This is a genomic window from Kitasatospora sp. NPDC032757, from assembly GCF_055579305.1.
The window spans coordinates 1-26,667 of the sequence record NZ_JBVINN010000061.1; the positions used below are offsets into that span (position 1 = coordinate 1).

25 protein-coding genes and 1 pseudogene are annotated in these 26,667 nt (G+C 72.9%); 15 read left to right on the plus strand and 11 right to left on the minus strand.

Features of this window, described 5'->3' with window-relative positions:
• Positions 1–172: pseudogene (locus ACZ5WK_RS37675) on the plus strand (electron transfer flavoprotein subunit alpha/FixB family protein); the annotation flags it as partial.
• 113 nt (positions 173–285) lie between these two features.
• On the opposite strand, the gene ACZ5WK_RS37680 reads toward ACZ5WK_RS37675, so the two are convergent.
• A complete protein-coding gene (locus ACZ5WK_RS37680) occupies positions 286–720 on the minus strand; it encodes a PhlB family protein (RefSeq protein ID WP_465554650.1) in 435 nt (144 codons plus the stop codon).
• A gap of 152 nt (positions 721–872) precedes the next feature.
• On the opposite strand from ACZ5WK_RS37680, the gene ACZ5WK_RS37685 reads away from it, so the two are divergent.
• On the plus strand, positions 873–2,024 hold the full coding sequence (locus ACZ5WK_RS37685; protein WP_465554651.1) for an acyl-CoA dehydrogenase family protein: 1,152 nt from the start codon (positions 873–875) through the stop codon (positions 2,022–2,024).
• 47 nt (positions 2,025–2,071) lie between these two features.
• On the opposite strand, the gene ACZ5WK_RS37690 is transcribed toward ACZ5WK_RS37685, so the two are convergent.
• Positions 2,072–2,983 carry a LysR family transcriptional regulator gene (locus ACZ5WK_RS37690; RefSeq protein ID WP_465554653.1) on the minus strand — a complete coding sequence of 304 codons (912 nt, stop codon included), beginning with the start codon at positions 2,981–2,983 and terminating at the stop codon, positions 2,072–2,074.
• 151 nt (positions 2,984–3,134) lie between these two features.
• Here ACZ5WK_RS37690 and ACZ5WK_RS37695 point away from each other — a divergent pair, with 151 nt between their 5' ends.
• The 3 genes from ACZ5WK_RS37695 (at position 3,135) to ACZ5WK_RS37705 (ending at position 6,009) form a co-directional block, all read left to right on the plus strand.
• Positions 3,135–3,998 (plus strand): oxidoreductase, encoded by an 864-nt coding sequence (locus ACZ5WK_RS37695; protein ID WP_465554655.1) that lies wholly within the window; start codon positions 3,135–3,137, stop codon positions 3,996–3,998.
• Between the two features lie 172 nt (positions 3,999–4,170).
• Positions 4,171–5,394 (plus strand): beta-ketoacyl-[acyl-carrier-protein] synthase family protein, encoded by a 1,224-nt coding sequence (locus tag ACZ5WK_RS37700; protein WP_465554657.1) that lies wholly within the window; start codon positions 4,171–4,173, stop codon positions 5,392–5,394.
• A 117-nt stretch (positions 5,395–5,511) separates the two neighbouring features.
• A complete protein-coding gene (locus ACZ5WK_RS37705; protein ID WP_465554659.1) occupies positions 5,512–6,009 on the plus strand; it encodes a GNAT family N-acetyltransferase in 498 nt (165 codons plus the stop codon).
• Between the two features lie 92 nt (positions 6,010–6,101).
• On the opposite strand, the gene ACZ5WK_RS37710 is transcribed toward ACZ5WK_RS37705, so the two are convergent.
• Positions 6,102–6,713, minus strand: coding sequence for a hypothetical protein (locus tag ACZ5WK_RS37710; protein ID WP_405360052.1), 612 nt, complete (start codon positions 6,711–6,713; stop codon positions 6,102–6,104).
• Between the two features lie 184 nt (positions 6,714–6,897).
• On the minus strand, positions 6,898–7,500 hold the full coding sequence (locus ACZ5WK_RS37715) for an NAD(P)H-dependent oxidoreductase (protein ID WP_465554661.1): 603 nt from the start codon (positions 7,498–7,500) through the stop codon (positions 6,898–6,900).
• A gap of 208 nt (positions 7,501–7,708) precedes the next feature.
• Here ACZ5WK_RS37715 and ACZ5WK_RS37720 point away from each other — a divergent pair, with 208 nt between their 5' ends.
• The 3 genes from ACZ5WK_RS37720 to ACZ5WK_RS37730 all read left to right on the plus strand — a co-directional run bounded on the left by ACZ5WK_RS37720 (position 7,709) and on the right by ACZ5WK_RS37730 (position 10,399).
• Complete coding sequence (locus ACZ5WK_RS37720) at positions 7,709–8,866, plus strand: alkene reductase (protein ID WP_465554663.1); 1,158 nt, start codon at positions 7,709–7,711, stop codon at positions 8,864–8,866.
• Positions 8,867–8,958: 92 nt separating this feature from the next.
• Positions 8,959–9,453 carry a peptidylprolyl isomerase gene (locus ACZ5WK_RS37725; RefSeq protein WP_396325802.1) on the plus strand — a complete coding sequence of 165 codons (495 nt, stop codon included), beginning with the start codon at positions 8,959–8,961 and terminating at the stop codon, positions 9,451–9,453.
• A 130-nt stretch (positions 9,454–9,583) separates the two neighbouring features.
• A complete protein-coding gene (locus ACZ5WK_RS37730; RefSeq protein WP_465554666.1) occupies positions 9,584–10,399 on the plus strand; it encodes an arylamine N-acetyltransferase family protein in 816 nt (271 codons plus the stop codon).
• A gap of 75 nt (positions 10,400–10,474) precedes the next feature.
• Here ACZ5WK_RS37730 and ACZ5WK_RS37735 read toward each other — a convergent pair whose 3' ends face one another.
• Positions 10,475–11,056 carry an LbetaH domain-containing protein gene (locus ACZ5WK_RS37735; RefSeq protein ID WP_465554668.1) on the minus strand — a complete coding sequence of 194 codons (582 nt, stop codon included), beginning with the start codon at positions 11,054–11,056 and terminating at the stop codon, positions 10,475–10,477.
• Between the two features lie 50 nt (positions 11,057–11,106).
• Positions 11,107–12,507 carry an LCP family protein gene (locus tag ACZ5WK_RS37740; protein ID WP_465554670.1) on the minus strand — a complete coding sequence of 467 codons (1,401 nt, stop codon included), beginning with the start codon at positions 12,505–12,507 and terminating at the stop codon, positions 11,107–11,109.
• A gap of 259 nt (positions 12,508–12,766) precedes the next feature.
• On the opposite strand from ACZ5WK_RS37740, the gene ACZ5WK_RS37745 reads away from it, so the two are divergent.
• From ACZ5WK_RS37745 to ACZ5WK_RS37760, 4 genes are all read left to right on the plus strand, one after another.
• Positions 12,767–12,844 carry a putative leader peptide gene (locus ACZ5WK_RS37745; protein ID WP_359810240.1) on the plus strand — a complete coding sequence of 26 codons (78 nt, stop codon included), beginning with the start codon at positions 12,767–12,769 and terminating at the stop codon, positions 12,842–12,844.
• 123 nt (positions 12,845–12,967) lie between these two features.
• The gene (gene ssuE, locus ACZ5WK_RS37750) at positions 12,968–13,522 is read left to right on the plus strand and encodes an NADPH-dependent FMN reductase (protein ID WP_465554671.1); all 555 of its coding nucleotides are present in this window, start codon (positions 12,968–12,970) and stop codon (positions 13,520–13,522) included.
• 320 nt (positions 13,523–13,842) lie between these two features.
• Positions 13,843–14,628, plus strand: coding sequence for an ABC transporter ATP-binding protein (locus tag ACZ5WK_RS37755; RefSeq protein WP_465554673.1), 786 nt, complete (start codon positions 13,843–13,845; stop codon positions 14,626–14,628).
• 19 nt (positions 14,629–14,647) lie between these two features.
• On the plus strand, positions 14,648–17,221 hold the full coding sequence (locus ACZ5WK_RS37760) for an ABC transporter permease (RefSeq protein WP_465554675.1): 2,574 nt from the start codon (positions 14,648–14,650) through the stop codon (positions 17,219–17,221).
• Between the two features lie 105 nt (positions 17,222–17,326).
• Here ACZ5WK_RS37760 and ACZ5WK_RS37765 read toward each other — a convergent pair whose 3' ends face one another.
• Complete coding sequence (locus ACZ5WK_RS37765; RefSeq protein WP_465554677.1) at positions 17,327–18,910, minus strand: LCP family protein; 1,584 nt, start codon at positions 18,908–18,910, stop codon at positions 17,327–17,329.
• A gap of 164 nt (positions 18,911–19,074) precedes the next feature.
• Here ACZ5WK_RS37765 and ACZ5WK_RS37770 point away from each other — a divergent pair, with 164 nt between their 5' ends.
• Together ACZ5WK_RS37770 and ACZ5WK_RS37775 are read left to right on the plus strand one after the other, a co-directional pair.
• Complete coding sequence (locus ACZ5WK_RS37770) at positions 19,075–20,115, plus strand: glycosyltransferase family 2 protein (protein ID WP_465554679.1); 1,041 nt, start codon at positions 19,075–19,077, stop codon at positions 20,113–20,115.
• A 65-nt stretch (positions 20,116–20,180) separates the two neighbouring features.
• Positions 20,181–20,798 carry an acyltransferase gene (locus tag ACZ5WK_RS37775; protein WP_465554681.1) on the plus strand — a complete coding sequence of 206 codons (618 nt, stop codon included), beginning with the start codon at positions 20,181–20,183 and terminating at the stop codon, positions 20,796–20,798.
• A 65-nt stretch (positions 20,799–20,863) separates the two neighbouring features.
• Here ACZ5WK_RS37775 and ACZ5WK_RS37780 read toward each other — a convergent pair whose 3' ends face one another.
• The 3 genes from ACZ5WK_RS37780 to ACZ5WK_RS37790 form a co-directional block, all read right to left on the minus strand.
• Positions 20,864–22,534 carry an LCP family protein gene (locus ACZ5WK_RS37780; protein WP_465554683.1) on the minus strand — a complete coding sequence of 557 codons (1,671 nt, stop codon included), beginning with the start codon at positions 22,532–22,534 and terminating at the stop codon, positions 20,864–20,866.
• A gap of 215 nt (positions 22,535–22,749) precedes the next feature.
• Positions 22,750–24,078 (minus strand): LCP family protein, encoded by a 1,329-nt coding sequence (locus tag ACZ5WK_RS37785; RefSeq protein WP_465554685.1) that lies wholly within the window; start codon positions 24,076–24,078, stop codon positions 22,750–22,752.
• A gap of 36 nt (positions 24,079–24,114) precedes the next feature.
• Positions 24,115–24,906, minus strand: coding sequence for a TIGR03089 family protein (locus ACZ5WK_RS37790; RefSeq protein ID WP_465554687.1), 792 nt, complete (start codon positions 24,904–24,906; stop codon positions 24,115–24,117).
• A 103-nt stretch (positions 24,907–25,009) separates the two neighbouring features.
• On the opposite strand from ACZ5WK_RS37790, the gene ACZ5WK_RS37795 reads away from it, so the two are divergent.
• The gene (locus ACZ5WK_RS37795; protein ID WP_465554689.1) at positions 25,010–26,146 is read left to right on the plus strand and encodes a peptidoglycan recognition protein family protein; all 1,137 of its coding nucleotides are present in this window, start codon (positions 25,010–25,012) and stop codon (positions 26,144–26,146) included.
• A 26-nt stretch (positions 26,147–26,172) separates the two neighbouring features.
• Here ACZ5WK_RS37795 and ACZ5WK_RS37800 read toward each other — a convergent pair whose 3' ends face one another.
• Positions 26,173–26,664 (minus strand): SgcJ/EcaC family oxidoreductase, encoded by a 492-nt coding sequence (locus ACZ5WK_RS37800; protein ID WP_465554691.1) that lies wholly within the window; start codon positions 26,662–26,664, stop codon positions 26,173–26,175.
• Positions 26,665–26,667: the final 3 nt, after the last annotated feature.

The following is a 26,667-nucleotide window of genomic DNA, read 5'->3' on the forward strand; positions in this document are numbered from 1 at the left end:
CATCTCCGGCGCGATCCAGCACCGGGCCGGCATGCAGACCTCGAAGACCATCGTGGCCGTCAACAAGGACGCCGAGGCCCCGATCTTCGAGCTGGCCGACTACGGCGTCGTGGGCGACCTCTTCGAGGTGCTGCCGCAGCTCACCGGCGAGGTGAAGGCCCGCAAGGGCTGATCCGCCGGAGCAGGGCAGAGCAGGACGCACAACGCCGGAGGGCGTGGCACCGAGTACCCGGGTGCCACGCCCTCCGGCGTACTGGTGCGGCGGCCGCGGCCACCGCCCCGCTCCTACTCCGCGAAGGCCGCCAGGTGCTGGGTGAAGCCGCCCTGGTTCGGCGGCAGCGGGCGCGGCTCGGCCGGCTGGACCCGCTCGGCCTCCTCCTGGGGGAGCAGCGTCAGCTCGGGCTGGTCGGAGTCGGCCGACGGCGTCAGCCGCACCTTGGTGCCCACCGGGACGGTGCTGCGCAGCCCGTTGACGATGCACCAGACGTCGAACCCCTCGGCCATCCTGATCAGCGACTTCTGCCGGGCCAGCGGCGTCCGCGCCTGCTCGACCGCGCAGCGGCGCACCACACCGGTGCCCTCGCTGCGCTCCAGCCGCAGGTCGGTGGAGCCGCACGTGGGGCAGAGCAGCCGCTGGAAGGTGGGGTTGTTGCACCACGTACAGCGCTGGAAGTAGAGCGGGGTGCTCTCGGTATCGGCGTCGATGGCTGAGTGGACCACGGTGTCATCTCCCTGCGCTCGGACCTGGCTGCCGGAACTGCAAAAAGGATAGGGAACTCAGTGCCGCCCTGTGAAGGCACTGAGTTCCCTTTTTGCTGCGCGCATGCATAATGAAGGGTACTGAGTACCGTCGTGAAACAGGAGTGCCGATCATGAGCCAGGACTTCGATCTCTTCCGGATCTCCGAGGAGCACGAGATGCTCCGTGAGGCGGTGCGTTCGCTGGCCGAGGCGAAGATCGCTCCGTTCGCGGCGGAGGTGGACGAGCTGGGGCGGTTCCCGCAGGAGGCGTTGGAGGCGTTGCAGGGCAGTGACCTGCATGCGGTGCACGTGCCGGAGGAGTTCGGTGGTGCGGGGGCGGATGCTCTGGCGACGGTGATCGTGATCGAGGAGGTGGCGCGGGTGTGCGCCTCGTCGTCGTTGATCCCGGCGGTGAACAAGCTGGGTTCGCTGCCGGTGCAGTTGTCGGGGTCGCAGGAGTTGAAGGCGAAGTACCTGGGGGCGTTGGCCCGGGGTGAGGGGATGTTCTCGTACTGCCTGTCGGAGCCGGATGCGGGTTCGGACGCGGCGGGGATGAAGACCCGGGCGGTGCGGGACGGGGACTTCTGGGTGTTGAACGGTGTGAAGCGGTGGATCACCAACGCGGGTGTGTCGGAGTTCTACACGGTGATGGCGGTGACGGACCCGGAGAAGCGTTCGAAGGGGATCTCGGCGTTCGTGGTGGAGAAGGGCGATGCGGGGGTGTCGTTCGGTGCGCCGGAGAAGAAGCTGGGGATCAAGGGGTCGCCGACGCGTGAGGTGTACTTCGACGATGTGCGGATTCCGGCGGACCGGATGATCGGTGCGGAGGGTACGGGGTTCGCGACGGCGATGAAGACGCTGGACCACACGCGGGTGACGATCGCGGCGCAGGCGTTGGGGATCGCGCAGGGGGCGTTGGACTACGCGAAGGGCTATGTGCGTGAGCGTCAGCAGTTCGGGAAGCCGATCGGTGATTTCCAGGGTGTGCAGTTCATGTTGGCGGACATGGCGATGAAGCTGGAGGCGGCGCGGCAGTTGACGTATGCGGCGGCGGCGCGGTCGCAGCGGACGGATGCGGATCTGACGTTCTTCGGGGCGGCGGCGAAGTGTTTCGCGTCGGACGCGGCGATGGAGATCACGACGGATGCGGTGCAGTTGCTGGGTGGGTACGGGTACACGCGGGACTACCCGTTGGAGCGGATGATGCGGGACGCGAAGATCACGCAGATCTACGAGGGCACCAACCAGATCCAGCGCATCGTCATGGCCCGCAACCTGCCGTAACCCGGCCGCTGTCGGACGCTCCGCTGCGTCATGGGTTTCGGCCCCGGTCAGTTCGGCCCGCCGGGGGCCGGTTCCCTCGGCGGGCCCGCCAGTTCGCGCACCACGGCGGCGAATCCGTGCACCAGCGGGTTGTCCGCGCCCTCCGGCCAGGCGAGGGCGACCCGCAGCGGCTCGACGTCGGTGAGCGGGACCCAGACGAGGTCCGGGCGGGCGTAGTAGCGGGCCAGGCCGGCCGGGGCGAAGCAGATGGCGGCGCCCTCGGCGACCTGTTCCAGCATCTCCTCGACGTTGTCGTTGGTCGGCCCCCAGCGCGGCGCCGAGCCGTCCGGGCGCGGGTTGACCGCCCACCAGTCGACCCAGGCGCGGGGTGCGCGCTCGGTCCACATCAGCGGCTCGTCGTTGACCTCCAGGACGGAGATGCCCGCGCGCCCGGCCAGCCGGTGGCCGGCGGGCAGCCCGACGACCCGCGGCTCGGTGTGGACGATCTCCGCGTGCAGCCCGGTGAGGTCGGCCGGCAGCCAGACGAAGGCGACGTCCACCCGGCCGTCGCGCAGCCCGTCGGCCTCCTGGCCCCAGTCGAACCGCTTCGGCTCGACCCGTACGCCCGCGTGCCGGCGCGCGAACTCGGCGCGCGCCCGGGTCGTCAACTCGCCCGCGCCGCTGGCCTCGAAGCCCACCCGCAGCACCCCGCTCGCCGCCCGCCGGTGCCGCTCGGCGGCAGCCGTGATCCGCTTCGCCTGGGCGACCGTGCGACGGGCCTCGGCCACCACGTCGAGCCCGGCCGCGGTGGCGGTGACCCCGCCGGAGTGGCGGTCGAAGAGGCGGACGCCGAATTCGGTCTCCAGGTTCCGCAGGGCGTAGGAGAGGGCGGGCTGGCTCACGTACAGACGGGCGGCGGCCCGGCCGAGGTTGCCCTCGTCGGCGATCGCGATCAGGTAGTGCAGCTGGCGCAGCTCCATCCGGTGATCATAGGAACGGTGATCACGCGGTGGGCCATAAAGCATCCTTATCGAGCGACCAGGCATCTGTCTTGGACGCCCGCCGGGCCCGGCTGACATAACTGAGTGCGTCAACTAGCAAGTCTTCCAACGGCTTACGGAGGCACTCCGGATGACCAGCACCACCCCTGAGAAGAACGCGGCCGGCCGGGTCTGGCTGATCACCGGCGCCAACTCCGGCTTCGGCCAGGCGATCGCCGAGGCCGCGCTGGCCGCCGGCGACACCGTGGTGGCGGCCGCCCGCCGCCCCGAGACGCTGGACGCCCTGGCCGCCGCCCACCCCGACCGGGTCGTCCCGGTCCGGCTGGACGTCACCGACCCGGCCGGGATCGCCTCCGTGGTGGCGGACACCCTGCTCTGGTACGGGCGGATCGACGTCCTGGTGAACAACGCCGGGCGCGGGCTGATCGGCGCCGTCGAGGAGTACACCGACCGCGAGCTGCGGGACTTGATGGAGCTGCACTTCTTCGGCCCGGCCGCGCTCACCCGCGCCGTCCTGCCGCACATGCGGGCCCAGGGCTCCGGTGCCGTCGTCCAGATGAGCAGTATGGGCGGCCGTTTCTCGTTCCCCGGCGTGGGCGCCTACTCGGCCACCAAGTTCGCGCTGGAGGGCCTCTCCGAGGCACTGGCGCAGGAGGTCGCCCAGTTCGGCGTCAAGGTGCTGATCGTCGAGCCCGGCTCCTTCCGCACCTCCTTCGCCGGTCCCGGCGCACTCGCCCAGGCCGCCGCCATCCCCGCGTACGACTCGGTGGTCGGTCCGGTGCGCGCGGCCCTGCCGGAGAGCGACGGCAAGCAGCCCGGCGACCCGGCCAGGGCGGCCGCCGCGATCCTGTCCGCGCTGGACGCCGAGCGGACCCCGCTGCGGCTGGCGCTCGGGAACGACGCCGTCGATGCCGTCCTCGGCAACCTCCAGGCCGCCGAGAAGGAGCTCCGGGACTGGGAGCCGGTCGGCCGGGGTACCGACTTCCAGGCCTGATCACATGGAGAAACCCTACAACATCCTCGTGGTCGAATCGGTTCTCCTGCACACCTGATCGATCATCACCTCCCTGGCAAGGTGGCAGATGAGGCGGCTTCTCCCCGCGTCGACCCGACGCGGGGAGTTGTGCCTCTCTCACAATCTCCACAACAGTCAGGGGGTTCGTTCGATGAGTGTCGACAACAACGGTGTGCTGGTCACCGGGCTCGGCGCGACGACGCCGCTCGGCGGGGACGTCGCCTCGACCTGGGCCGGTCTGCTGGCCGGCGACTCGGGCATCCGCGCGATCGAGGAGGAGTGGGCCGACGGCCTGCCGGTCCGGATCGCCGGGCGGCTGAGGGTCGAGCCGTCCGAGGTGCTGGACCGGGTGCAGGCCCGGCGGATGGACCGCTGCGAGCAGGTGGCGCTGATCGCCGCCCGGCAGGCCTGGGCCGACGCGGGGGCGCCCGAGGTGGACCCGGAACGCCTCGCCGTGGTGATCGGCACCGGTACCGGCGGGGCGCTCACCATGCTCGGCCAGGACGACGTGCTGGAGGCGTCCGGGGTGCGGAAGGTCTCCCCGCACACCGTGCCGATGCTGATGGCGAACGGCCCGGCCGCCTGGGTCTCCATCGACCTGGGCGCGCGGGCCGGCGCGCACACCCCGGTGAGCGCCTGCGCCTCCGGCGCCGAGGCGATCGCGATGGGCCTGGACCTGATCCGGCTCGGCCGGGCCGACGTGGTGGTGGCGGGTGGCGCCGAGGCGTGCATCTGCCCGCTGCCGCTGGCCGGGTTCGCCCAGGCCAAGGCCCACTCGACCCGCAACGACGAGCCCGGGCGGGCGTCCCGTCCGTTCGACGTGGACCGGGACGGCTTCGTGATCGGCGAGGGTGCGGTGGTCGTCGTCCTGGAGCGGGCCGGGTTCGCCGCGGCCCGGTCCGCCCGCGCGCACGCCACCCTCGCGGGTGCGGGGGTCACCTCGGACGCGTACCACATCACGGGGGCCGCGGCCGAGGGCCAGGTCCGGGCGATGCGCCGGGCGGTGGCCGAGGCCGGGCTCGCCCCGCGCGACATAGGCCTCGTCCACGCCCACGCCACCTCGACCCCGCTGGGCGACCTGGTCGAGGCCGAGTCGGTCGCCGAGGCGATCGGCCTGCACCCGGCCGTCACGGCGACCAAGTCGATGACCGGCCACCTCTTCGGGGCCGCCGGTGCGGTCGGCGCGCTGGCCGCCGTCCTCGCACTGCGCGACGGCGTCGTGCCGGCCACCCGGAACCTGGAGACCCTGGACCCGGCGGTCAAGCTGGACGTCGTGGCGGGCGCCCCGCGGCGCGGTGCGCTGACCGCCGCGCTCACCAACTCCTTCGGCTTCGGCGGCCACAACGCGTCCCTGGTCTTCACCCCGGCGCCCTGAGTGCCGGTGCCTCGGATGCGGGCACCTTGAATGCGGCACCCGGGAAGCCGGTGCCTCGAGCGCCGGTGTCCTGAAAACCGGGCGACCGTGCCGCCGGCCCTCACTAGGGTGACCGGCATGTCAACGTCGTCGCCTTCGCCCTCGCCGGCCCTGCGCCTGGAGCCGATCACCCCCGCCACCATCGACGCCGCGCTCGCCCTGAAGGTGCGGCCCGACCAGGAGGGGCTGGTGTCGCCGGTGGTGAAGTCCCTGGCCGAGGCTTACGCCCACGGAGACACCGCCTGGCCCCGGCTGGTCTTCGACGGGGACCGGCCGGTCGGGTTCGTGATGGCGTTCCTCGGCATCCGCTTCAACCCCGACCAGCCCGGTGACCAGCCGCGCTCCGGCCTCTGGCGCCTCAACATCGGTGCCGAGGAGCAGGGCCGCGGGTACGGGCGCTTCGCCGTCGAGCAGGTCTGCGCGGAGATCCGCCGCCGCGGCGGGCGCCGGGTGACGGTCACCTACGTGCCGGGCGACCACGGGCCGGCCGGGTTCTACGCGAGCCTCGGCTTCCGCCCCACCGGCGAGTTCAGCGGCGACCAGGAGGTCGCCGAGCTCGCTCTGCCGGAGGACTGACCCCGGCCCGTCCGGGCGGCCCGGACGGGCCGGACGCGTGTGGAGCAGGAGGCCGGTCCGGCCGACCTCCTGCTCCACCGGTGCGCCGGGCGTCAGCCCAGCAGCAGGTACTTGGTCGACAGGACGCTTCCCTGGATGTTGCTGCAGTCGGTGTTCTGGATGGTCTGGCTGTAGGTGAAGCCGGTGGGGATGGTGCACGCCCAGATCCCGTTGGCCGGCTTGCGGAGGTGGAAGGTCGTGGCCTGGACGCCCTGGTTGAGGCTGCACTGGCTCGTGAAGGTGATCCGGTCGTAGGTGAAGGCCGGGGTGGCCATGCAGGCGGTGAGGCCGTCGACCGGAGTCCGCAGGTGGTACGCGTTGGAGGTCACGCCGGGCATCTGGCTGCAGGCGCTGCCCCAGGTGATGGCGTCGTAGACGAAGCCGGGCGCGCTCTTACAGGCGGTCAGCCCGTCGACGGGGGTGCGCAGGTGGAACTGCGGCGCGTTCCAACTACCGGAGCTGCAGGTCCGGTTCATGGACACCTGGTCGTAGACGTAGCCGGCCGGGACGTCGCACGCCCAGGCTCCGTCGAGGCTGGTGACGGCGGTGGTGGCGGCGGAGGCGGTGGTCGCGGTGGCGGCGCCGGAGAGCAGCAGTGCCAGGGCGGAGAGGGCGGCGAGCACCAGGCGGACGGCGCCGGTGCGGGCGGTGCGTGCGGCGGACATGGGTCTCCCAAGGGGTGGCCGGTGGTGTGAAGGTCGCACGGTGATTTGGGCAAGGTTTTGTGCCCGCCGCTGGTTCTAGCATGCTCATGTGGATCTCCGCACCCCCGCCGGACGGCAGGAGCGGTTACCCGCCACCGGACGCCCGTCCGTCGGCCATATCCGTCCGTGCGGCCGTCCCCGGGTCTCAGCCGAGCAGCGCCGCCGCCTCCCGCCGAGCCTGCTGCAGCCACTGCGCGCGGGTGGCCTCCGTCGAGTCCGTGACGGTCCGGAAGACCACCCGCCGCACGTCGTCCACGCCCACGTAGGGCAGGACGCAGGCCGCCCAGATCCGTTGCAGCGGATCGCCGAACTCGCCGTGCTCGCGCTCCTCCGGGGTGTCGGAGGTGTTCAGCACCAGTGCCCGCCCGGCCCGGAGCAGCCCGGCCGGCTCGCCGTCCGCCGTGCCCAGCTTGTACGCCACCCCGGGCACCAGGACCCGCTGCACCCAGCCGGCCAGGACGGCGGGCGGCATGCCCCACCAGTTCGGGTGGACCAGGACCAGTGCGTCGAGGGTCGCCACCTCGGCCCGGTGCAGGGCGAGTTGCGGGTCGGCGGACTCACCGGCCGCGGCGACGGTCTCCGTCTCCCCGGCGGTCAGTGCCGGCTGGAACCCCTCCGCGTACAGGTCGTGCGCCACCACCTCGCAGCCGTGGCCGCGCAGTTCGTCCGCCACGGCCTCGAACAGTGCGTGGTTGAAGCTCCCCGGCCCCGGATGTGCCAGATAGACCCCGACCCTCAGTACGCCCATGTCCCGTTCCCCCTCGGTCAGTTGCTCTGTGATGATCCTAGGGTGCGCCGGCGGGCCCCTCCGGCGGCGCCGGGTGGGGTGCAGCGCCCGTGGCCGGGGTGGGCGGGGTCGGCGGCCGTCCGGTCGCAGGGGGGCCGCCCCGGTGTGGGCCACAGGGTTCGAGGACGGACTTGAACCTGACACTGATGTCAACTTCTACGGTTTGCGCATGACGAACACGACGAACGCGACGAAGACCACGAGCCCGGCCGGGACCACGGCCACCACGCAGCCGACCGCGCTCTTCCAGCCGGCCCGCCTCGGTGCGCTGGAGCTGCCGAACCGGCTGGTGATGGCCCCGATGACCCGTACCCGCGCCACCGCGGACGGCGTCCCGCAGCCGATCATGGCCACCTACTACGCCCAGCGGGCCTCCGCAGGCCTGATCATCGCCGAGGCCACCACCCCGAACGCCGTCGGGCAGACCTACGCCGACATCCCGGCGATCCACGCGGAGAAACACGTGGCCGGGTGGCGGCTCGTGACGGAGGCCGTGCACGCGGCGGGCGGCCGGATGTTCCTGCAGCTGCAACACGGCGGGAGGGTCGGCCACCCGGAGAACAGCGGACTGCACCTGGTGGCGCCCTCGGCCGTCGCCCTGCCGGACACCATCCACACCGCGGGCGGCCACCGGGAGGCGGTGGTGCCCCGGGAGATGACCGTCGCCGAGATCCACGAAACGGTCGCCGACTTCGCGGCCGCCGCCCGCAACGCGGTCGAGGCGGGTTTCGCGGGCGTCGAGGTGCACGCGGCCAACGGCTACCTGCTGCACCAGTTCCTGGCCCGGAACACCAACCGTCGCACCGACGCCTACGGCGGCGCGGCCGCCGGCCGCGTCCGGTTCGTCGTCGAGGTGGTGCGGGCGGTCGCGGAGGCGATCGGCCCCGAGCGGGTCGGCGTGCGGATCGCGCCGGGCCTGACCGTCAACGGCATCGAGGAGGGTGACACCGAGGAGATCTACCGGACCCTGCTCGGCGAGCTGGCGGGGGAGGGCCTGGCCTACCTGCACGTGGTCTTCGCCGACCCGCAGTCGCCCGTCTTCCGGGAGATCCGGAAGGCCTGGGACGGCGCGCTGATCGCCAACCCGGTCCTCGGCTGGGGCGAGCCCCTCCCGGCGGACGGCGGCCGCTCGGCCGGCGAGCGGCTGCTCGCGGCCGGCGCCGACCTGATCTCCTACGGCCGCGGCTTCCTCGCCAATCCCGACCTGGTCGAGCGCCTGCGCACCGGCGCGCCGCTCAACCCGGTGCGCGGCGCCCAGATGTACGCGAGCGGCGCGGAGGGGTACACGGACTACCCCGTGCTCGCCGCCGAGCCGGCCGCCGCCTGACGCCGGTGCCGCCTGCCCCGGGCCGTCGGCGCCCCGTGACCGCAGGCCGGGGTCGTCGCGCGTCGCGGGGGGCGGCATGCCATGATCCCTGCATGGGTTCCAACGTTTACTTCGACATCACCATCAACGACGAGCCGGCCGGCCGGATCGTCTTCAAGCTCTTCGACGACATCGTCCCGAAGACCGCCCAGAACTTCCGCGAGCTGGCCACCGGCCAGCACGGCTTCGGCTACAAGGGCTCGTCCTTCCACCGTGTGATCCCGGGCTTCATGCTCCAGGGCGGCGACTTCACCCGTGGTGACGGCACCGGCGGCAAGAGCATCTACGGCGAGAAGTTCGCGGACGAGAACTTCCAGCTCAAGCACACCAAGCCGGGCCAGCTCTCGATGGCCAACGCCGGCCGGAACACCAACGGCTCGCAGTTCTTCATCACCACCATCGTGACCGACTGGCTGGACGGCAAGCACGTCGTCTTCGGCGAGGTCGTCGAGAACCTGGAGCTGGTGACGAAGATCGAGTCGCTCGGCTCGCAGAGCGGCCGCACCAAGGCGAAGATCACCATCGCCGACTCGGGCATCGTGGAGTAGTTCCGCCCTCCCCGAGGCGCTGTGGAGCAGGACGTCGGCCCGGCCGACTTCCTGCTCCTCGCCGTTTCCGGGCCCCGAAGCGCGCCCTAGGGCCAAGGACCGATGGCCGAACGGAGCCCGGCGCGATGGAATGGGTGGTGTGGATCATCCTTCATCGACCGGCGGCGGGCTGACCGCCGCGCAGGTGGACGCCTATCTCGCCCGCATCGGCGCGGTCCGGCCCGGACGGCCCTCCGAGGCCGCCCTGGCACAGCTGCAGCGCGCGCATCTGGGCGCCGTGCCGTTCGAGAACCTGGGCGTGCACCTCGGCGAGCCCGTGCTGCTCGGAACCGGCGCGCTGTTCGAGAAGATCGTCACCCGGCGCCGCGGCGGATTCTGCTACGAACTCAACGCCTCCTTCGCGGCCCTGCTGCGCGCACTCGGCTACCGGGTGAGCCTGCTCGGCGCGCGCGTCTTCGACGGGGACCGCCTCGGGCCGCCGTTCGACCACCTCGCCCTGCGGGTGGACCTCGACGGGCCCTGGCTCGCCGACGTCGGGTTCGGACGGTTCAGCCGGCTCCCGCTGCGCCTGGACGACCGCGGGCAACAGTCGGACCCAGCGGGGGAGTTCACCATCACCCCGTACGGCGGCGACGAGCTCGACGTGCGGATGGACGGCGAGCCGCAGTACCGGCTCGGCCTGCGCCCGTACGAGCCGGCCGACTTCGTGCCGACCTGCTGGTGGCAGGCCACCTCGCCGGACTCGCACTTCACCCACTCGGCCACCTGCTCGCTGCCGGCCCCGGACGGCGGCCGGGTCACCCTGAGCGGCACCCGTCTGATCCGCACCGGCGCCGACGGCGGGCGCACCGAGGAACTCCTCGACGAGGCCGCGGCGTTGGCCGCCTACCGCTCGCTCTTCGGCATCGCCCTGGACCGCCTCCCCACGGTGCTGCACCCGCGGTAGCAGGAAGCCGGTGGCCGGAGGAGGGGAGTCGGACCGGCCGGCCGGGTGCGCGGAACAGCGCACCCGGCCGGCCGGCTAGCGCAGGTCGGCCGGGGCCCGCCCCGCCTCGCCGGGGGCCCCGCCGGCAGCCACCCCGCCGGCAGCCACCCCGCCGGCAGCCACCTCACCGGGAGCCTCACCGGGCGTCAGCTCGTCCGGAGCCGCTGCGGACGCCGCCCACGAGCCCTCACGCAGCCCCACCCTGCGGGCCGGAGCGCCGGCCCAGATCTCGCCGGGGCCGGTCGAGCGGGTGAGGACGGCGTTGGCGCCGACGACGGTGCCCGCGCCGACGGTCAGCACGCCCTCCTTGCAGACCACCTTGGCGCCCGCGCAGAGCACCGCGCCGTCCTCCACCACCACCCGCCGCATCGCGCTCCGCTCCTGCGGCACCCACGGGTCGGCCCGCCCGATCGTCACGCCGTTGTAGAGCGTCACGCCGGCGCCGAGCGTGGTGTACGGGTGCAGGACGGTGCCGAAGCCGCGGTGGAAGACGGTCAGCCCGGGCCCGATCTCGGCGGCGGCCGGCACCTCCATCCCGTAGAACGCGAGCGCCTCCTGGACCAGGCGGCCCAGGAGGCGGTGACGGCGGCGGTAGATCAGCGCGGTGACGAGTGACATCCACCCATTGTGCCGATGGAGTCACGCCGCGTCACGTGCGGTCGCGGGGGTTACTTCGTGTCCGGGACGGCCGTGTCGTTCTTGAACGCGTCGAAGACCTGCTTGGCCTTGGCGCTGTCCCACTTGACCGCAGACTCACCGGTGTTGGTCTTGAAGTCCGGGTTGGCGATCGGCACGGTGATGCTCTTGCCGCCCCCGCCGTTGACGTCCTTCATGGCGAGGAAGAGCGAGCCGAGGTCGGTCAGGCCGGCGTCGTCGTCGACGATCAGGGTGCCGAGACCGGAGTCCACCAGCGGGTAGAAGGTGAACGGGTTCAGCAGGGTGGCGGGCGAGGCGGCCTGCTTGGCCAGTGCGCCGAGGAACTTCTGCTGGTTGCGCATCCGGCCGAGGTCCTGGTCGGCCATCTGGTGGCGCTGGCGGACGAACGCGAGCGCCTGGGTGCCGGTGAGGTTCTGGCAGCCGGCCTTGAGGTCGAGGCCGGAGTCCTTGTCCTTGACGTCCTGGTCGATGCACATGTCCACGCCGCCGACCGAGTCGACGATGCCGACGAACCCGGCGAAGCCGATCTCGGCGTAGTGGTCGATGCGGATGCCGGTGTTCTGCTCGACGGTCTGGGCGAGCAGCTTGCCGCCGCCCGCCGCGAAGGCCGAGTTGATCTTCGAGGTGGTGGCCTTGACGGTCTTCCCGTTGTCGCCGGGGTGCTCGGGGATCGGCACCCAGGAGTCACGCGGGATGCTCATCAGGGTGTTCCCGTTGTCCCCGATGTGCAGGACCATCATCGAGTCGCTGCGCTTGCCGCCCGCGTGGCCGGTGTGCAGGTCCTCCTCCTGCGAGTCGGACAGGCCGTTGCGGCTGTCGGAGCCGACGATCAGCCAGTTGGTGCCCTTGCCGGCGGCGGGGCGGCCCGCGTAGTCGGTGAGCACGTTCTCGTGGTTCAGCTTGGAGCCGGCCCAGAACCAGGTCGAGACGGCGGTCACCATCATCGCGATCAGGACGCCGAACACCGACCACTTGATGATCCGGCGCCGCGGCCAGCGCGACGGGCTGGCGGCCGAGGGCGGCTGGGTGCCGCCCGGGGCTATCGGCCCGCCGGGGCCACCGGCGCCACCGGGCGCCCCCGGCCCCTGCGCGGGCACCCCGGGCCGAGTGCCCGGCTGCCCGTGCGACGGCGGCTGCCCGTATCCCTGGGACGGCCCGTACCCGGGGGCCTGCGCCGGAACCGGCGCCTGCCCGCCGGACGGCTGCCCGTACTCCTGTGGCTGCCGCTGCGCGGGGGCTCCGGGCCCGCGCGGGTTCAGCGAAGCCGGCAGCGGCGGTTCGGCCGCCGTACCGCCTTCGCTGCGTCCGTACGAGCCGCCGTTGCCGCTGCCGCCGCCATGGGGGTCCCCCCAGCCAAAGGCTGGGGAAGGGTTCCCGCCGCCGCCCGGGCGGCCCTCCTGCCACGTGTTCATGTGGGAGAGGATGCCCGACGCCGGGTGCGGTGACTCCCCCCGGGGCCCCCACCAGGCGCCTTGTAGCAGTTTTGATGCACGTGCCGGATCGTTCCGCCGCACGTTCGCGCGGGGCGGCCCAGGCGGCCGGCGCCGCGGCGGGCGAGCCCAGCGCGCACCACCGCGTCCCACTCCCGTGTCCCGCCATCCGTCTCGCCCCTGGTTCACCTGCCGGAACAATCCTTGACCGGCCGGAACGCTGCGTGTTTGCATGACTGCCATGGATCAGCGATGGACCCTCACGCGTCGGCGGCACGTCGACCTTCAGCGTGTGTCCTGTTCGCTCTGTCGTGGCTGACGCGCGCCCGTCGAACCCTCTCCAGCTCCCGCACCGCTCCGCACCCTGCTCCGCCGCTGCCCGCGCAGCGTGCGCCCCGCAGCCGTAGCGCCGTCCCCGCTTCCCGCCCCAGAGGTGAACTCCATGGCCACCGTCCTGTCCGTTTCCGGCTCGCCGTCCGCGACGTCCCGCACCACCCGCCTGCTGCGCCACGTCGACGCGCAGCTCGAAGCCCGCGGACACCACGTCGTCCCGTTCGAGGTGCGCAGCCTGCCCGCGCACGCGCTGCTCTCGGCGGACTTCTCCCACCCCGAGATCGTCGCCGCCCTGGAGCTGTTCGCCCGGGCGGACGGCATCGTCATCGGCACCCCCGTCTACAAGGCCGCGTACTCGGGCCTGCTGAAGACCCTGCTGGACGTGCTCCCGCAGTACGCGCTGACCGGCAAGGCCGTCCTGCCGCTGGCCACCGGCGGCTCCACCGCGCACGTGCTGGCGGTGGACTACGCACTGCGCCCGGTGCTCAGCTCGATGGGCGCCGGCCACATCACCCAGGGCTGGTTCGTGCTCGACCGCCACATCACCGTCCGGGAGGACGGCGGCACCGCGATCGAGCGCGAGACGGACGTGCTGCTGTCGCCGGTGGTGGAGGCCTTCGCCGCCGCGCTGGAGCGGCTCGCCGTGCCCGCGCTCACCGGCTGACGGCCTCCGGGAGCGGCCCCGTACGGGCCGACCCCGACCCGGGTGGCGGCTACCCCTAGGGGGAGGGGCGCCGCGCCCCGTACAACTACGGTTGAGGCGCTTCATACCGGCGGATGACGAGCGATCGTGCCGCCGCTCCTAACGTGGATCACATCCCCGCCCGTCCGAGGAGGGTCCGGTTCTGTCGGGTCGGCAGCCAGGTCCACCGGAAGGGTGGGGCTGACTCCCGGTCGAGGACTCTCTCCTGCACCCTGTCGCAGCACAGGTGGCAGCGGCAAGGCTGGGGGGCAACGGGTGGGCCCACTTCTTAGGAGAATCCAGTGACGACGGCAGCAGCCGTGTACGACCCCCAGCTTCCCGGCGGCGCGGCCGCCGTCGCCGCCTCGGCCCGTCAGGTGACCAAGGCCTACGGCACCGGCGAGACCAGGGTCACCGCGCTGGACGCGGTGGACGTGGACATCCAGCGCGGCCGCTTCACCGCGATCATGGGCCCCTCGGGTTCGGGCAAGTCGACCCTGATGCACTGCCTGGCCGGCCTGGACACCGTGTCCGAGGGCCGGATCCGGATCGGTGACACCGAGATCACCGGCCTCAAGGACAAGCAGCTCACCAAGCTGCGCCGGGACAAGATCGGCTTCATCTTCCAGGCGTTCAACCTGCTCCCGACGCTGAACGCGCTGGAGAACATCACGCTCCCGATGGACATCGCCGGCCGCAAGCCGGACACCGCCTGGCTGAACCAGGTGGTCGAGACGGTGGGGCTGGCCGACCGGCTCAAGCACCGCCCGGCCCAGCTCTCCGGCGGACAGCAGCAGCGCGTCGCGGTGGCCCGGGCGCTGGCCGCCCGCCCCGAGATCATCTTCGGGGACGAGCCCACCGGCAACCTCGACTCGCGCTCCGGCGCCGAGGTGCTGACCTTCCTGCGCCGCTCGGTCGACGAGCTCGGCCAGACCATCGTCATGGTCACCCACGACCCGGTCGCCGCCGGCTACGCGGACCGCGTGCTCTTCCTCGCCGACGGCGTGATCGTCGACGAGATGCACGCCCCCACCGCCGACTCCGTCCTCGAACGCATGCGCCGTTTCGACGGCAAGCGCACCAGCTGATCGGGCGGGATACAGACTCATGCTGCTCAAGACGTCACTGAGAACCTTCTTCGCCCACAAGGGGCGGATGGTGCTCTCGCTGATCGCGGTCGTGCTGTCGGTCGCGTTCGTGTCCGGCACCCTGGTGTTCTCCAACACCGCCACCAGCACCTTCGACAGGCTCTTCGCCTCGACCGCCTCCGACATATCCGTCCAGCCGGCCAAGGCCGACGGTGACGAGCCGGACCAGCCGGCCGGCAGGGTCGCCACCGTGCCGGCCGACGTGATCCAGAAGGCCGCGGCCACGCCCGGGGTCAAGCAGGCTCTCGGCCAGGTCTTCGTCGGCAGCGCCGTGCTGGTCGACCCGCTCACCAACAAGCAGATCGGCCCGACCGGCGGCGCCCCGACACTGACCGGCAACTGGACCGACACCCCGCGCAACTCGGTCGAGATCACCAGCGGCCACGTGCCGCAGGGCGGCGACCAGATCGTGCTGGACGCCGACACGGCGAAGAAGGCGAAGCTCGGCCTCGGTGCCAAGGTGCGCGTCATCACCGCCACCAACGGCAACCACGACTTCACCCTCGCCGGAATCGCCACCTTCAAGACCACCAACCCGGGTGCGGCGCTCGCCTTCCTGGACACCCCGACGGCGCAGCAGGACCTCCTCGGGAAGGCCGAGTTCACGTCGGTCGAGGTCTTCGGCGACGGCAGCCGCTCCAACGACCAGCTCAAGGCCGACGCGCTCGGCAAGCTGGGCGCCGGCTACCAGGTGAAGACCGCGGCCGAGCAGAAGGAGGAGAACAACAAGAGCGTCGGTTCCTTCCTCAACTTCATGAAGTACGCGATGCTCGGCTTCGCCGGTATCTCGCTGCTGGTCGGCGGCTTCCTGATCATCAACACCTTCTCCATGCTGGTCGCCCAGCGCACCCGTGAGATCGGCCTGCTGCGCGCCATCGGCGGCAGCCGCAAGCAGGTCAACCGCTCGGTGCTGGTGGAGGCGCTGATCCTCGGCCTGCTCGGTTCGACGCTGGGCCTCGGCGCCGGCCTCGGCCTGGCGACCGGCCTCATCCAGCTGATGAAGGCCGTCGGGATGAACCTCAGCGCGACCGATCTGCAGATCGGGCTGAACGTGCCGGTCGCCGCGTACGCGGTCGGCATCGTGATCACCGTGCTGGCCGCCTGGATCCCCGCACGCCGGGCCAGCAAGATCGCTCCGATCGCGGCCCTGCGTGACCACGGCACCCCGGCCGAGGCCCGCTCCAACGTGGTCCGCACCGTCGTCGGACTCGTGCTGACCGCCGGTGGTGGCGGCCTGCTGGTGCTGGCGGCCAAGGCCGGCAAGGCCGCCACCGGCGGCCAGTACCTGGGCCTCGGCGTGCTGCTCACCCTGATCGGCTTCGTCGTCCTCGGCCCGCTGCTGGCCACCACGGTGGTCCGGGGGCTCGGCGCCGTGCTGCCGGCCCTGTTCGGCCCGTCCGGCAGGCTGGCCCAGCGCAACGCGATGCGCAACCCGCGTCGTACGGGGGCCACGGCGGCCGCGCTGATGATCGGGCTGGCGCTGGTGATCGGCGCCTCCGTCTTCACCTCCTCGATGGTCAAGTCGACCAACGAGCAGATCGACAAGTCGGTCGGTGCTGATTACGTCATCTCCAGCAGCCAGGGCATCATCGGCGAGGCGATGGTCCAGGCGGCGAAGAAGACCCCGGGCGTGGCGCACGTCACCGAGCAGAAGGAACTGCGGGGGGTGAAGATCACCGTGCCGGACGGCCGGACGGTGACCACGGGCATCTCCGCGGTCTCGGCGGACTTCACCGACGACTTCCGGCTCCCGGTCAAGTCCGGCGCGGCCGGCTCGCTGAACCAGGGCTCGCTGGCGGTCGGCGAGGACCTCGCCAAGGACTACGGCCTCAAGGTCGGCGACACGGTCAAGCTGGACTACGGCCAGGGGCGGGCCCAGTCCGTGCCGGTCGGGGTGGTGATGTCCAAGGGCGACTCGCTCTTCAACGGCGCCACGTTCGTGGGCATCGACACCGTGGCCAAGGCCATTCCGGCGGCCGAGATGCCGCTCGACGAGCAGATCTACGGCAAGGCCGCGGCCGGCGCCGACGTCGCCAAGACGCTCGCCGCGCTGGAGGAGTCGCTCAAGGACTACCCGCAGCTCAAGGTTCGGGACCAAGCCGGTTACAAGGACCTCGTCCAGCAGCAGATCAACACCCTGCTCTACATGATCTACGGCCTGCTCGGCCTGGCGATCGTGGTCGCGGTGCTCGGTGTGATCAACACCCTGGCGCTCTCGGTGGTCGAGCGGACCCGCGAGATCGGCCTGCTCCGGGCGATCGGGCTCTCCCGTCGCCAGCTGCGCCGGATGATCCGGTTGGAGTCCGTGGTGATCGCCCTGTTCGGCGCGATCCTCGGTACCGGCCTCGGCCTGGCCTGGGGAATCACCGGGCAGCAGGTCCTCAAGGAGCAGGGCCTGGCGACGCTGGCCGTGCCGACCGGCACGATCGTGGTCACGCTGGTCGCCTCGGTGGTCATCGGCCTGGTCGCCGCCCTCGTCCCGGCCTTCCGGGCCGGGCGGATGAACGTCCTCGCGGCGATCGCGACGGACTGACCCCCCGGATCGGGGGACCGGGGGACGGCAGGGGCCGGGTGCGCGACAGCACCCGGCCCCTGCCGCGTACCCGCGCCGGCCGGGTCCTGTCCGGAAGATCAGGGCCTAGGGACAGATGATGTCCGTCGCCCGCTCGGCCGTCACCGGCACGGAAGGCGCCGCCGTGGCGGCCGGAGAGCCCGGAGCCGGCGAAGAGGCCGGGGGCGGCGGAGGCGCGGGCGGACCGGACGGGCCAGGCCCCCCGCTCGGACCAGCGCTCGCCGACGCACCCGGGGCCGCCGGGTAGTCCGCGCCCGCGAACACCTGCAGGGTGGGCCCGAGCCCCGGAACGGTCGCCAGCTCCGCGCCCGGCAGGGCGGCCGCCAGCGTCCGCGCCGACTCGGCCCGGCGCGGGTCGTACCGGACCACCGTCCGGCCGGGCGCCGTCCCGGCGGGGGCGTTGGACGGCGCGCCGGTGGTGGCGAAGCCGGCCCGTCGCAGGTCGCCGTCGACTCGCGCGCCGAGCCCGACGACCCCGGCCGCGTTGAACACCTGGACGTGCACCTGCTCCGGCGCGACGGCGGTTGCGGTGGCAGCGGCCGGACCGGCGGCCCCGGCCGGCGTCGGACCGGCAGCCCCGGCCGGCGCCGGAGCCGGAACCGCCGAGGGCGACGTCCCCGCCGTCCCGTCCCCCAGCGGCCGCCCGGCCCGCACCGCGTCGAACAGGGCCCGCGCCCCGGCCTGGTCCCAGAGCACCGTCGAGCCCCACCCGCTCACCGGGTGGTCGACCTGCGCCAGCGGCACCGTCGCGAAGTCCGCCCGGCCCGTCGACAGCTCCTTCATCCGGGTGGCCAGGGTGATCAGGTCGTCCGCGGTGAGGTCCTTGTCGGCCTTGACCGAGCCGAGCAGGCTGTCGGTCACCCGGGCCAGCCGGACCGGGTTGAGCAGGGTGCCGCCACTGGTGACCTGGTGCAGCAGCTGGGCGACGAGCTTCTGCTGCCGGTGCATCCGCCCCAGGTCGGAGCTGGCGTCCACATGCCGGGCGCGGACGTACTTGAGCGCCCCGGCGCCGTCCAGGGTGCTGGTGCCGGCCGGCAGGTCGAGGCCGGAGTACTCGTCCTTGAGCGGCTTGGCGGTGCAGACCTTCACCCCGCCGACGGCGTCCACGGCGGAGACGAACCCGGCGAAGTCGACCTGGAGGTAGTGGTCGATCCGCAACCCGGTGTTCTGCTCGACGGTGGCGACGGTGAGACGCGGCCCGCCCATCCCGTACGCCGCGTTGATCTTGCCCTTGGCGGCCGGGACCTCCTTGCGGGTGATCTGGTCCCGGTGGGCGGGGATGTCCACGTACGAGTCACGGGGGATGCTGACCACGCTGGCCCGGGCTCCGTCCCCGGCGAGCTGGACGATCATCATGGTGTCGGTGCAGTGGCACGACTCGCCCCCGGCGTGCAGCACGTCCTTGAGGGTCCTCTCGGGGATGCCGTCCCGTTCGTCGGTGCCGACCACCAGGAAGGTGGTGGAGCCGTCGTCGGCGGGCCGGGCCTGGTCGCCGCTGAAGGCGTTGACCCGGTCGATCGAGCGGAGGCCGTGCAGCACCGCCCAGCCGCCGCAGGAGGTGGCGAGGATGCTGAAGGCGATGCCGGCGGCCAGCCGGCGGGGCCAGGCGCGGCGCCGCCCGGGCGGGGCGTGCAGGGGGGAGACGGGCATCTCTCGGATGGTAGGGGCGGCCCGCTCCGGGCTGGGTGAGGGCGCGCCGGGGGTGAGGAGTACGGTGGGCCTCGTCGATGAAACGTTCCTCCGGTGAAGGGTGTGCGGAGGTACCCGAACCGGGACAAGACGGCGACCCTTCGGCACCGGTACGGTTGGCCCCGATGAACACCAAGGCTGCTGAGGAGCTGCCGGCGGTCTCCGTGATCATGCCGGTGCTCAACGAGGAACGACACCTGCGTACGGCCGTCCGGCACATCCTGGAACAGGACTACGCCGGGCCGATGGAGGTGGTGATCGCCCTCGGCCCGTCCACCGACCGCACCGCGCAGATCGCCGCCGAGCTGACCGCCGAGGACCCGCGGGTCCGTACCGTGGAGAACCCCACCGGCCGCACGCCCGCCGGTCTGAACGCGGCGATCCGGGGGTCCAGCCACCCGATAGTGGTCCGCGTGGACGGTCACGGCCTGCTGACCCCCGGCTACATCACCACGGCGGTCCGGCTGCTCGGCGACATGGAGGCCGCCAACGTCGGCGGCATCATGCACGCCGAGGGCGAGACCGACTGGGAGAACGCGGTCGCCGCCGCGATGACCTCCAAGATCGGTGTCGGCAACGCGGCCTTCCACACCGGCGGCCTGGCCGGCCCGGCGGACACCGTCTACCTCGGGGTGTTCCGGCGCGAGGTGCTGGAGAGGCTCGGCGGCTACAACGAGGAGTTCGTCCGCGCCCAGGACTGGGAGCTCAACTACCGCATCCGCCAGGACGGCGGCCTGGTCTGGTTCACCCCGCAGCTGCGGGTCACCTACCGCCCGCGCCCCACCGTGCGGGCGCTGGCCAAGCAGTACAAGGACTACGGGCGTTGGCGCCGGGTGGTCACCCGCTACCACCGGGGCTCGGTCAACTTCCGCTACCTCGCCCCGCCGGCCGCCTTCCTGGGCGTCACCCTCGGGCTGGTGCTCGGCGCGGCCGTCCACCCGGCCTTCCTCGCGGTGCCCGCCGCCTACCTGCTGGGCATCCTCGGCGGCGCGGTGGTCGTGGGCCGCGGCCTCCCGGCGAAGGCCAAGGCACTGCTGCCGGTCGCCTTCGCGACCATGCACCTCAGCTGGGGCTTCGGCTTCCTCACCTCGCCGCGCTCGCTGGCGCGCCGGGTGATCGGCAGCCGCGCCCCGGCCGCCACCGACATCGTGGCCGAGGTCGGCTGACCCGATCCGGCCAATCCCGCCGACCCGCCCTCGTGCCCCCTGCGCCGGCGCTATCGTCGGGCGCCATGGGGACAGTTGAGGGCGGGCCCGTCGCCGGTGCCCGCGTCGAGCCGACCGCGGACGTGGACGACCGGGCGGTGCTCGGCTGCGGGACGACCGTCTGGCACCTCGCCCAGGTGCGGGAGGACGCCGTGGTCGGCGCCGACTGCATCATCGGCCGCGGCGCCTACGTCGGCCCGGGCGTGCGGATCGGGGACCGCGTCAAGCTGCAGAACCACGCGCTGGTGTACGAGCCCGCCGTGGTCGAGGACGGCGTGTTCGTCGGCCCGGCGGCCGTGCTCACCAACGACCTCTACCCGCGCTCCGTCGACGTCGACGGGAAGCTGAAGCGCGGCGACGACTGGCACGCCCGCGGGGTGACGCTCCGCGAGGGCTGCTCGGTCGGCGGCCGCGCCGTCCTCGTCGCCGGAGTGACGGTCGGCCGCTGGGCGCTGGTCGCCGCAGGCGCCGTGGTGCACCGCGACGTCCCGGACTTCGCCCTGGTGGCCGGCGTCCCGGCCCGCCGGATCAAGTGGGTCGGCCGGGCCGGCGAGCCGCTGGAGCCGGACGGCCCGGACCACTGGCGCTGCCCCCGCACCGGCGAGCGGTACCGCGAGACCGACGGCACCCTCGCGCCGCTCTAGGTCTCGGCCGGCCGGTCCTGCCGGGCGCGCGACCGACCGGCCAGGACCTGGAGACGTCCCGGCCGCTACTTGGCGCAGACGTCGGTGTCGTCCGCCTGGACGCGCTGGAGGTCCTTGGGCGCCTCGGTCGGCGCGGCGCTCGGGGTGGCCGGCGCCGCCAGCACGTCCTTGCCGAGCACCAGGACCAGAGCGTCCCTGGCACCCGCCTTCGGGTTCTCCCTGACCGCATCGGCCGGCAGGCCGAGGGCGGCGGCCAGCGCGGCGGCCTCGGCGGCCTTCCCGGCCGGGTACGCGACCGAAGTGGTGGGCGTGGCAGGTGCGTTGGCGGCGGTCGCGGCCTTGGAGAAGCTCTTCGCCTGGAGCCTGTCGACGGCCTGCTGCGCCTGCCCGGGCGTCCCGCTGCCGTTGCGCACCATCACCCGGACGTCCTTGGTGTCCACCGCGGGGGTGGTGGCCGTCGGCGAGGGTGCCGGGGCCGCCGCGGCCTCCGGGGCGGTGGCCCCGGGGGTGGCCGGGGCGGCAGGGGCCGCCGTCTCGGTCAGCGAGCGGTCGTTCGCGACCAGCGAGAACACCTGCCCGGCGTCCGGCTGCTTCAGCACCAGCCGGTTCTCGTCCTTCGGGTCGTCCAGCACCGGCACGGTGGCGAAGGTGATGTTCTTGGTGTCGACCTTGCTGACGTCCAGCGCCAGGTCCTTCAGCTTGTCGACGCTGCCGATGCCGGAGTCCACGGTGAGCGCCTTGGTGGCGGCGTCGGCGAGCTTCCACAGCTTGGTCGGGCTGGTCAGGGTGTCGCTGCTCTTGACCGAGCGGATCATCGAGCTGATGAACTGCTGCTGGAGCGGGATCCGGGTGAGGTCCCCGCCCAGGCCGACGGCGTGCCGGGTGCGGACGAAGGCCAGCGCCTCGTCGCCCTGCACCACGTGCCGGCCCTTGGTCATCTTCAGGTGGGAGTCCGGGTCGTTGATGTCCTTGGCCGCGCACACCTCGACTCCGCCGACGGCGGTGGAGAGCGTCTTCACGGCATCGAAGTTGACCATGACGAAATGGTCGACCCGGATACCCGTCATCTTCTCGACGGTCTTCCAGGTGCAGCCCGGATCGCGGCCCTCCTGCCCGAGGCTCTCGTTGAACATCGCCCGTGCCGAGCCGGGGATCTTCTTTCCGGTATCGGTGTCGCACTCCGGGACCGGCACCATCAGATCGCGCGGAATGCTGATCACGGTCGCGTTGCTGCGGTCCTTGGCGACGTGGAAGAGCAGGGTGGTGTCGGCGTGGCCGGCACTGCCCTCGTCGCCGTACTCGCGGCCCAGGCCCTCCCGGCTGTCGGTGCCGATCACCAGGATGTTCAGCGCGTCACCGGCCGGCTTGGGCCGCTCCTCCTCGCTGCCCAGCTGCACCTTGACGGCGGTGATGTTGTCGTTGAAGTGCTGGTACGCGTAGTAGGCGCCGCCGCAGCCGGCCACCAGGACCAGCGCGCCGACCCCGGCCGTCCACTTCAGTGCCCGGCGCCGCCGGTTGCGCCTGGCCGCGCCCCTACGGCGGTGTCCGGCCCGGCCGCCGGGGTGACCGGGCTCGGTGGCGGCTTCCGGTGCGGCGGCCGCGGAACCCGGGTCGGGGGCGGCCGTCCGGCGGCGCTGAGCGGGGGTGCCCGCGCCCGGGTCGAGCCGGTACTGCCCGGTGCCGGGGTCGAGCACCCACTGGTCGGCGGGGTCGACCTCCTGCCTGCTCTGCTGCACGGGGGTTCCCTCCCTCCGACCGGTCTGCACGGGAAGGCGCGCGTGCCGCGCACCGACCCGGACACACTAGACGAGCCGCATGGGGGAATTGTTCCTGATGTGATCTCCGCCATGTCCGGAACCCCCAATTCACCAGGCAATCAGGTGCCTGGGAATTCCCGGGGAATGCCTGGCAGCCTCATGATCTGTACACAAAAGGGTGACCCGGTCCGCGGTCAATGGATCGCGCAGGAGTCCACGTCGGCGGTGCGCCCCTCGAAGGAGGGCGGCGCCGTGGCGGAGGGTGACGCCCCGGCAGCCCGGTCCGCCCCGGCCGGCGCTGTCGCCCCGGCAGTCGCACTCGGCGCGGCGGTCGCGCTCGATGTCGAAGTAGGTCCCGTGCTCGGCCCTGCGCTCGGCCGCGCGCTCGCTGCCGCCGCGCTCGGTCCCGCCGTGGTCGGAGCGGCGGACCCCGGCGGGCGGACGGCGACCGGACGGTCGTCGCGCAGCGCCGTGAACAGCTGCGTGGTCTGCGGCTGCACGAACTCGTCCCGGTCCGAGTCGAAGCGGTACGGGCGGCGCGGCGCGGTCAGGAACACCACGTCGGAGGAGGGGATCCCGCGCAGGTCCTGGGTCAGGTCGTAGAGCGCGCCCAGCGAGGAGAGCCCGCCGTCGGCCTTGACCGAGGAGGTCGCCGCGTCCAGCACCGGCCAGAGCCGGGCCGGGTTGAGCAGCACGCCCTGCGACTGCACCTTGCGGATCAGCGCGGCCAGGAACTGCTGCTGACGGCCCATCCGCTGGGTGTCGCTGCCGTCGCCGAGGGTCTCCCGGGCCCGGACGTAGCCGAGCGCCTGCTCGCCGTGCAGGGTCTGCCGCCCGGCCGGGAGGTCCAGCTTGGCGTCCTTGTCGTGGATCGCCTGCGGTACGCACACCTCGACCCCGTCGACGGCGTCGACCATGGACTTGAACCCGGTGAAGTCGAGGATCACGTAGTGGTCGATCCGGATGCCGCTCAGCTGCTCCACGGTCCGGATCGAGCAGGCCGGGCCGCCGGTCTCGAAGGCCGCGTTGAACTGCAGCAGCGCGGGCCGGCTCCGGGTGCCGTCCGGCTTCTCGCAGGCGGGGACGGTGACCATGACGTCGCGGGGGATGGAGACCGCCGTCGCGTGCCTCCGGTCCGCCGCCAGGTGCAGCAGGATCGTGGTGTCCGAGCGCTGGCCGCCGGCCTCGCCGTACGAGGCGTTGGTGCCGGTGCGGTCGTCGCTGCCGATCAGCAGGATGTTCTCGGCGCCCTTGGCCCCGGAGGTGCGGCTGGGCCGTTCGGCCTCCAGCCGGGCCAGCAGCCGGTCGGTGGTGGAGTCGGTCTGGATGTTCCCGTCGAGCTTGCGGTAGGCGATCCAGAGCAGCGCGCCGCAGGCGACCAGCAGGAAGGCGAGGACGCCGGCGGTGATCATCAGCCACCGCCGGCGCCGTCGTCCGGGTGCGGTCGGGGTGTCCGGGGCCTCGGCGGCGTCCCGGGGAGGGGGGTTGTCGGTCGGGGGGTGCTCGGTGTCGTCCTCGGCCATGGCAGGGATCCCTACCCGCCGGGCCGGGACCGGGAGTTACCCGAGGCGCAGTGTCACCCGTTCGGATTCGGTCCGCTTCTCCCACTGCTCGGCGCTGAGGCCCTCCGAGTTGCGGCAGAGCACCACCGACGCGCCGGCCGCCAGCGGCGCCAGCAGGCCGGCCTCCAGGCCCGACCAGTCGTCGAACGAGAGGGTCGAGAGCACCCGGTCGCCGGTCTTGATGCCGAGCCGGTCGGCACCCTCCCGGGCCAGCTGCACGGTCTGGTCACCGGTCAGCTTCAGCGGCAGGCCGTCCACCCCGGTCTCCAGCGCGGGCGCGTCCGGCGTGACGGGGGAGTACGGCGCGAACCGGTCGCCCTGGCCGGGCACCTCGGCGGCGTAGTCCAGGAAGCCGTCCGGGCGCTGCGGGAAGCGGCCGCCGAGCGGGCGCAGCGCGAGGGCCACCCGCTCGCCCTCGCAGGCCTGGGCGGACTCCAGGCCGTCCGGGCCGCTGACCACCAGGTCGGCGTCGGCGGGCTCGCCGCCGGGGACCGCCGCCACCCCGACCGACCAGCAGGCCAGCAGCCAGACGGCGCTCTGCCAGTGGGCGGGCAGCAGCAGCGCGGCGCGGTCGCCCGGGCCGGCGTTCAGCTCGTCCTGGAGGAGGTTGGCGGTCTTGGCCACCCAGTTGTCGAAGGTCCGGGCGGAGAGCTCCACCCGTTCGCCGGTGGCGTCGTCGTAGAAGGTGACCAGCGGGGCCGCGGGATCGACTGAAGGAGTGCCACCTCGCAGGTATGCGTGCAGCAGCTCGACGGGGGTTCGGGCATCGGCAGCGAAAGGCGCAGTCATGGTGCGCCCCAGCCTACGGCCTTCGGGTGGGCGACCGGGAGGGGTGCCCGGGAGGGTGCGGGGCGGCGTGGCGGGCACGGAGATTTACCGTGAACATCCGTTTATGCGCATCTCTCTCCCGGCGGCCCTCCCCGCCGCCGTCCTCGCCGGCTGCACCGCCGTGCTACTCCTCCAGCCGGCCGCCACCGGTGCCCCGGCCGGCCCGGCCCCGCGGTACCGCACCTCGGCCGGCGGCGGCTCCGTCACCGCCCTGCCGCTGCCGGGCGGCAGGGCCATGCCCCCGAGCACCACCCGCCCGTTCGAGCTGCTCGGGGTCGGCTGGGACGGCCCGGCCGGCGCGCTCGCGGGCGGCTCCGTCCGGGTCCGCACCAGGGACGCCGCCACCGGGATCTGGACCGGCTGGCACACCCTGGAGGCGGACGGCGAGGACGGGCCGGACACGGCCTCGACGGACGCCGGGCCGCACGGCGCGACGGCCCCGCTCTGGACCGGGCGCAGCGACGGTGTCGCCGTCGAGGTCACCCCCGGCCCCGGCGGACTGCCGGCCGGCCTGCGGGTCGAACTGGTCGACCCCGGCGAGGGCGCCGCCCCCGCCACGGCCCGGACGCTGCCCGCCAGGCCGTCGGACGGGCACCAGGCCCCGGGGCCCGCCATCGTCACCCGGGCCGGCTGGGGCGCCGACGAGTCCCTGCGGGACCCGGACTTCGAGTACACCGGCCCGGTCCGGGCGGTCTTCGTCCACCACACCGCCAGCGCCACCGCGTACGACTGCGCGGACGCGCCCCGGGTGATCAGGGGCATCTACCAGTACCACGTGCAGACCAACGGCTGGCGGGACATCGGCTACAACTTCCTGGTCGACCGCTGCGGCACCGTCTACGAGGGCCGGGCCGGCGGCGCCGAGCTGCCGGTGCACGGCGCGCACACCCTCGGCTTCAACACCGACTCGGCGGGCGTCGCCGCGATCGGCACCTACGTCACCGACCTCCCCCCGCTGGCCCTGCTCGACGGCCTCGCCCGGACGGCCGCCTGGAAACTCGGCCTCACCGGCCAGGACCCGGCCGGCACCACCGAGCTGACCTCCACCTCCGACGGCAGTCTCTACCCCAAGGACACGGTGGTCACCTTCGACGCCATCTCCGGCCACCGCGACGCCTTCGCCACCGAGTGCCCCGGCTCCGCCCTCTACCCCCTCCTCCCCACCATCCGCTCCCACGCCGTGTACCTCCAGGCGCACTGACCCCGGCCCGTCGGCGGCTCCGCGCCCTACACCGGCCCCGGCCCGCGTCCGATCAGCGTCCGCAGCTCCGCGGTGAGCGCCCGCGCGAGGTCCGGCCGCAGGTCGTACCGGGCCGGGGTGTTCTGCAGCAGCGCGATCCGCCAGCCCGTCCCCGCGTTGACCGCGATCACCGTCTGCAGGGCGTTCAGCGCCGGATCGAGGTCCTCGGCGTCGTCCGGCACCAGCCCCGCGACGGCGTCCAGCTGGGCCACCCCCGGCCCCAGCCCCCGGATCCGCCGGACCTTGGCGACGTACTCGGGAGTGACGTGGTCCGCGAAGATCCGCCCCAGCTCGGCGGCGATCACCGAGCGGCCGCTGTGCCGGGTGCCGTCGAACCCGATCACCTCGCCGTCCTCGGCGAACGGCCCGGCGAAGGCCGCGCCGTCCCGCAGGTTCCAGCCCTCCAGCACCCGGTGGTAGAGCGCCCGGACGGCGCCCTCGTCCGCGGGGGACAGCTCCGGCAGCCGCGTATCGTTCATAAC

What these genes read in the sequence shown, in the direction of transcription:
- ACZ5WK_RS37760 (WP_465554675.1), top strand. Translation starts at nt 14,648, where the DNA reads ATGCTGCTCAAGACGTCACTGAGAACCTTCTTCGCCCACAAGGGGCGG.
- ACZ5WK_RS37800 (WP_465554691.1), bottom strand. Translation starts at nt 26,664, where the DNA reads ATGAACGATACGCGGCTGCCGGAGCTGTCCCCCGCGGACGAGGGCGCC.
- ACZ5WK_RS37735 (WP_465554668.1), bottom strand. Translation starts at nt 11,056, where the DNA reads ATGTCACTCGTCACCGCGCTGATCTACCGCCGCCGTCACCGCCTCCTG.
- ACZ5WK_RS37795 (WP_465554689.1), top strand. Translation starts at nt 25,010, where the DNA reads ATGCGCATCTCTCTCCCGGCGGCCCTCCCCGCCGCCGTCCTCGCCGGC.
- ACZ5WK_RS37685 (WP_465554651.1), top strand. Translation starts at nt 873, where the DNA reads ATGAGCCAGGACTTCGATCTCTTCCGGATCTCCGAGGAGCACGAGATG.
- ACZ5WK_RS37765 (WP_465554677.1), bottom strand. Translation starts at nt 18,910, where the DNA reads ATGCCCGTCTCCCCCCTGCACGCCCCGCCCGGGCGGCGCCGCGCCTGG.
- ACZ5WK_RS37715 (WP_465554661.1), bottom strand. Translation starts at nt 7,500, where the DNA reads ATGGGCGTACTGAGGGTCGGGGTCTATCTGGCACATCCGGGGCCGGGG.
- ACZ5WK_RS37720 (WP_465554663.1), top strand. Translation starts at nt 7,709, where the DNA reads ATGACGAACACGACGAACGCGACGAAGACCACGAGCCCGGCCGGGACC.
- ssuE (WP_465554671.1), top strand. Translation starts at nt 12,968, where the DNA reads ATGGCCACCGTCCTGTCCGTTTCCGGCTCGCCGTCCGCGACGTCCCGC.
- ACZ5WK_RS37690 (WP_465554653.1), bottom strand. Translation starts at nt 2,983, where the DNA reads ATGGAGCTGCGCCAGCTGCACTACCTGATCGCGATCGCCGACGAGGGC.
- ACZ5WK_RS37770 (WP_465554679.1), top strand. Translation starts at nt 19,075, where the DNA reads ATGAACACCAAGGCTGCTGAGGAGCTGCCGGCGGTCTCCGTGATCATG.
- ACZ5WK_RS37740 (WP_465554670.1), bottom strand. Translation starts at nt 12,507, where the DNA reads ATGAACACGTGGCAGGAGGGCCGCCCGGGCGGCGGCGGGAACCCTTCC.
- ACZ5WK_RS37785 (WP_465554685.1), bottom strand. Translation starts at nt 24,078, where the DNA reads ATGGCCGAGGACGACACCGAGCACCCCCCGACCGACAACCCCCCTCCC.
- ACZ5WK_RS37695 (WP_465554655.1), top strand. Translation starts at nt 3,135, where the DNA reads ATGACCAGCACCACCCCTGAGAAGAACGCGGCCGGCCGGGTCTGGCTG.
- ACZ5WK_RS37725 (WP_396325802.1), top strand. Translation starts at nt 8,959, where the DNA reads ATGGGTTCCAACGTTTACTTCGACATCACCATCAACGACGAGCCGGCC.
- ACZ5WK_RS37700 (WP_465554657.1), top strand. Translation starts at nt 4,171, where the DNA reads ATGAGTGTCGACAACAACGGTGTGCTGGTCACCGGGCTCGGCGCGACG.
- ACZ5WK_RS37775 (WP_465554681.1), top strand. Translation starts at nt 20,181, where the DNA reads ATGGGGACAGTTGAGGGCGGGCCCGTCGCCGGTGCCCGCGTCGAGCCG.
- ACZ5WK_RS37705 (WP_465554659.1), top strand. Translation starts at nt 5,512, where the DNA reads ATGTCAACGTCGTCGCCTTCGCCCTCGCCGGCCCTGCGCCTGGAGCCG.
- ACZ5WK_RS37790 (WP_465554687.1), bottom strand. Translation starts at nt 24,906, where the DNA reads ATGACTGCGCCTTTCGCTGCCGATGCCCGAACCCCCGTCGAGCTGCTG.
- ACZ5WK_RS37745 (WP_359810240.1), top strand. Translation starts at nt 12,767, where the DNA reads ATGGATCAGCGATGGACCCTCACGCGTCGGCGGCACGTCGACCTTCAG.
- ACZ5WK_RS37730 (WP_465554666.1), top strand. Translation starts at nt 9,584, where the DNA reads ATGGGTGGTGTGGATCATCCTTCATCGACCGGCGGCGGGCTGACCGCC.
- ACZ5WK_RS37710 (WP_405360052.1), bottom strand. Translation starts at nt 6,713, where the DNA reads ATGTCCGCCGCACGCACCGCCCGCACCGGCGCCGTCCGCCTGGTGCTC.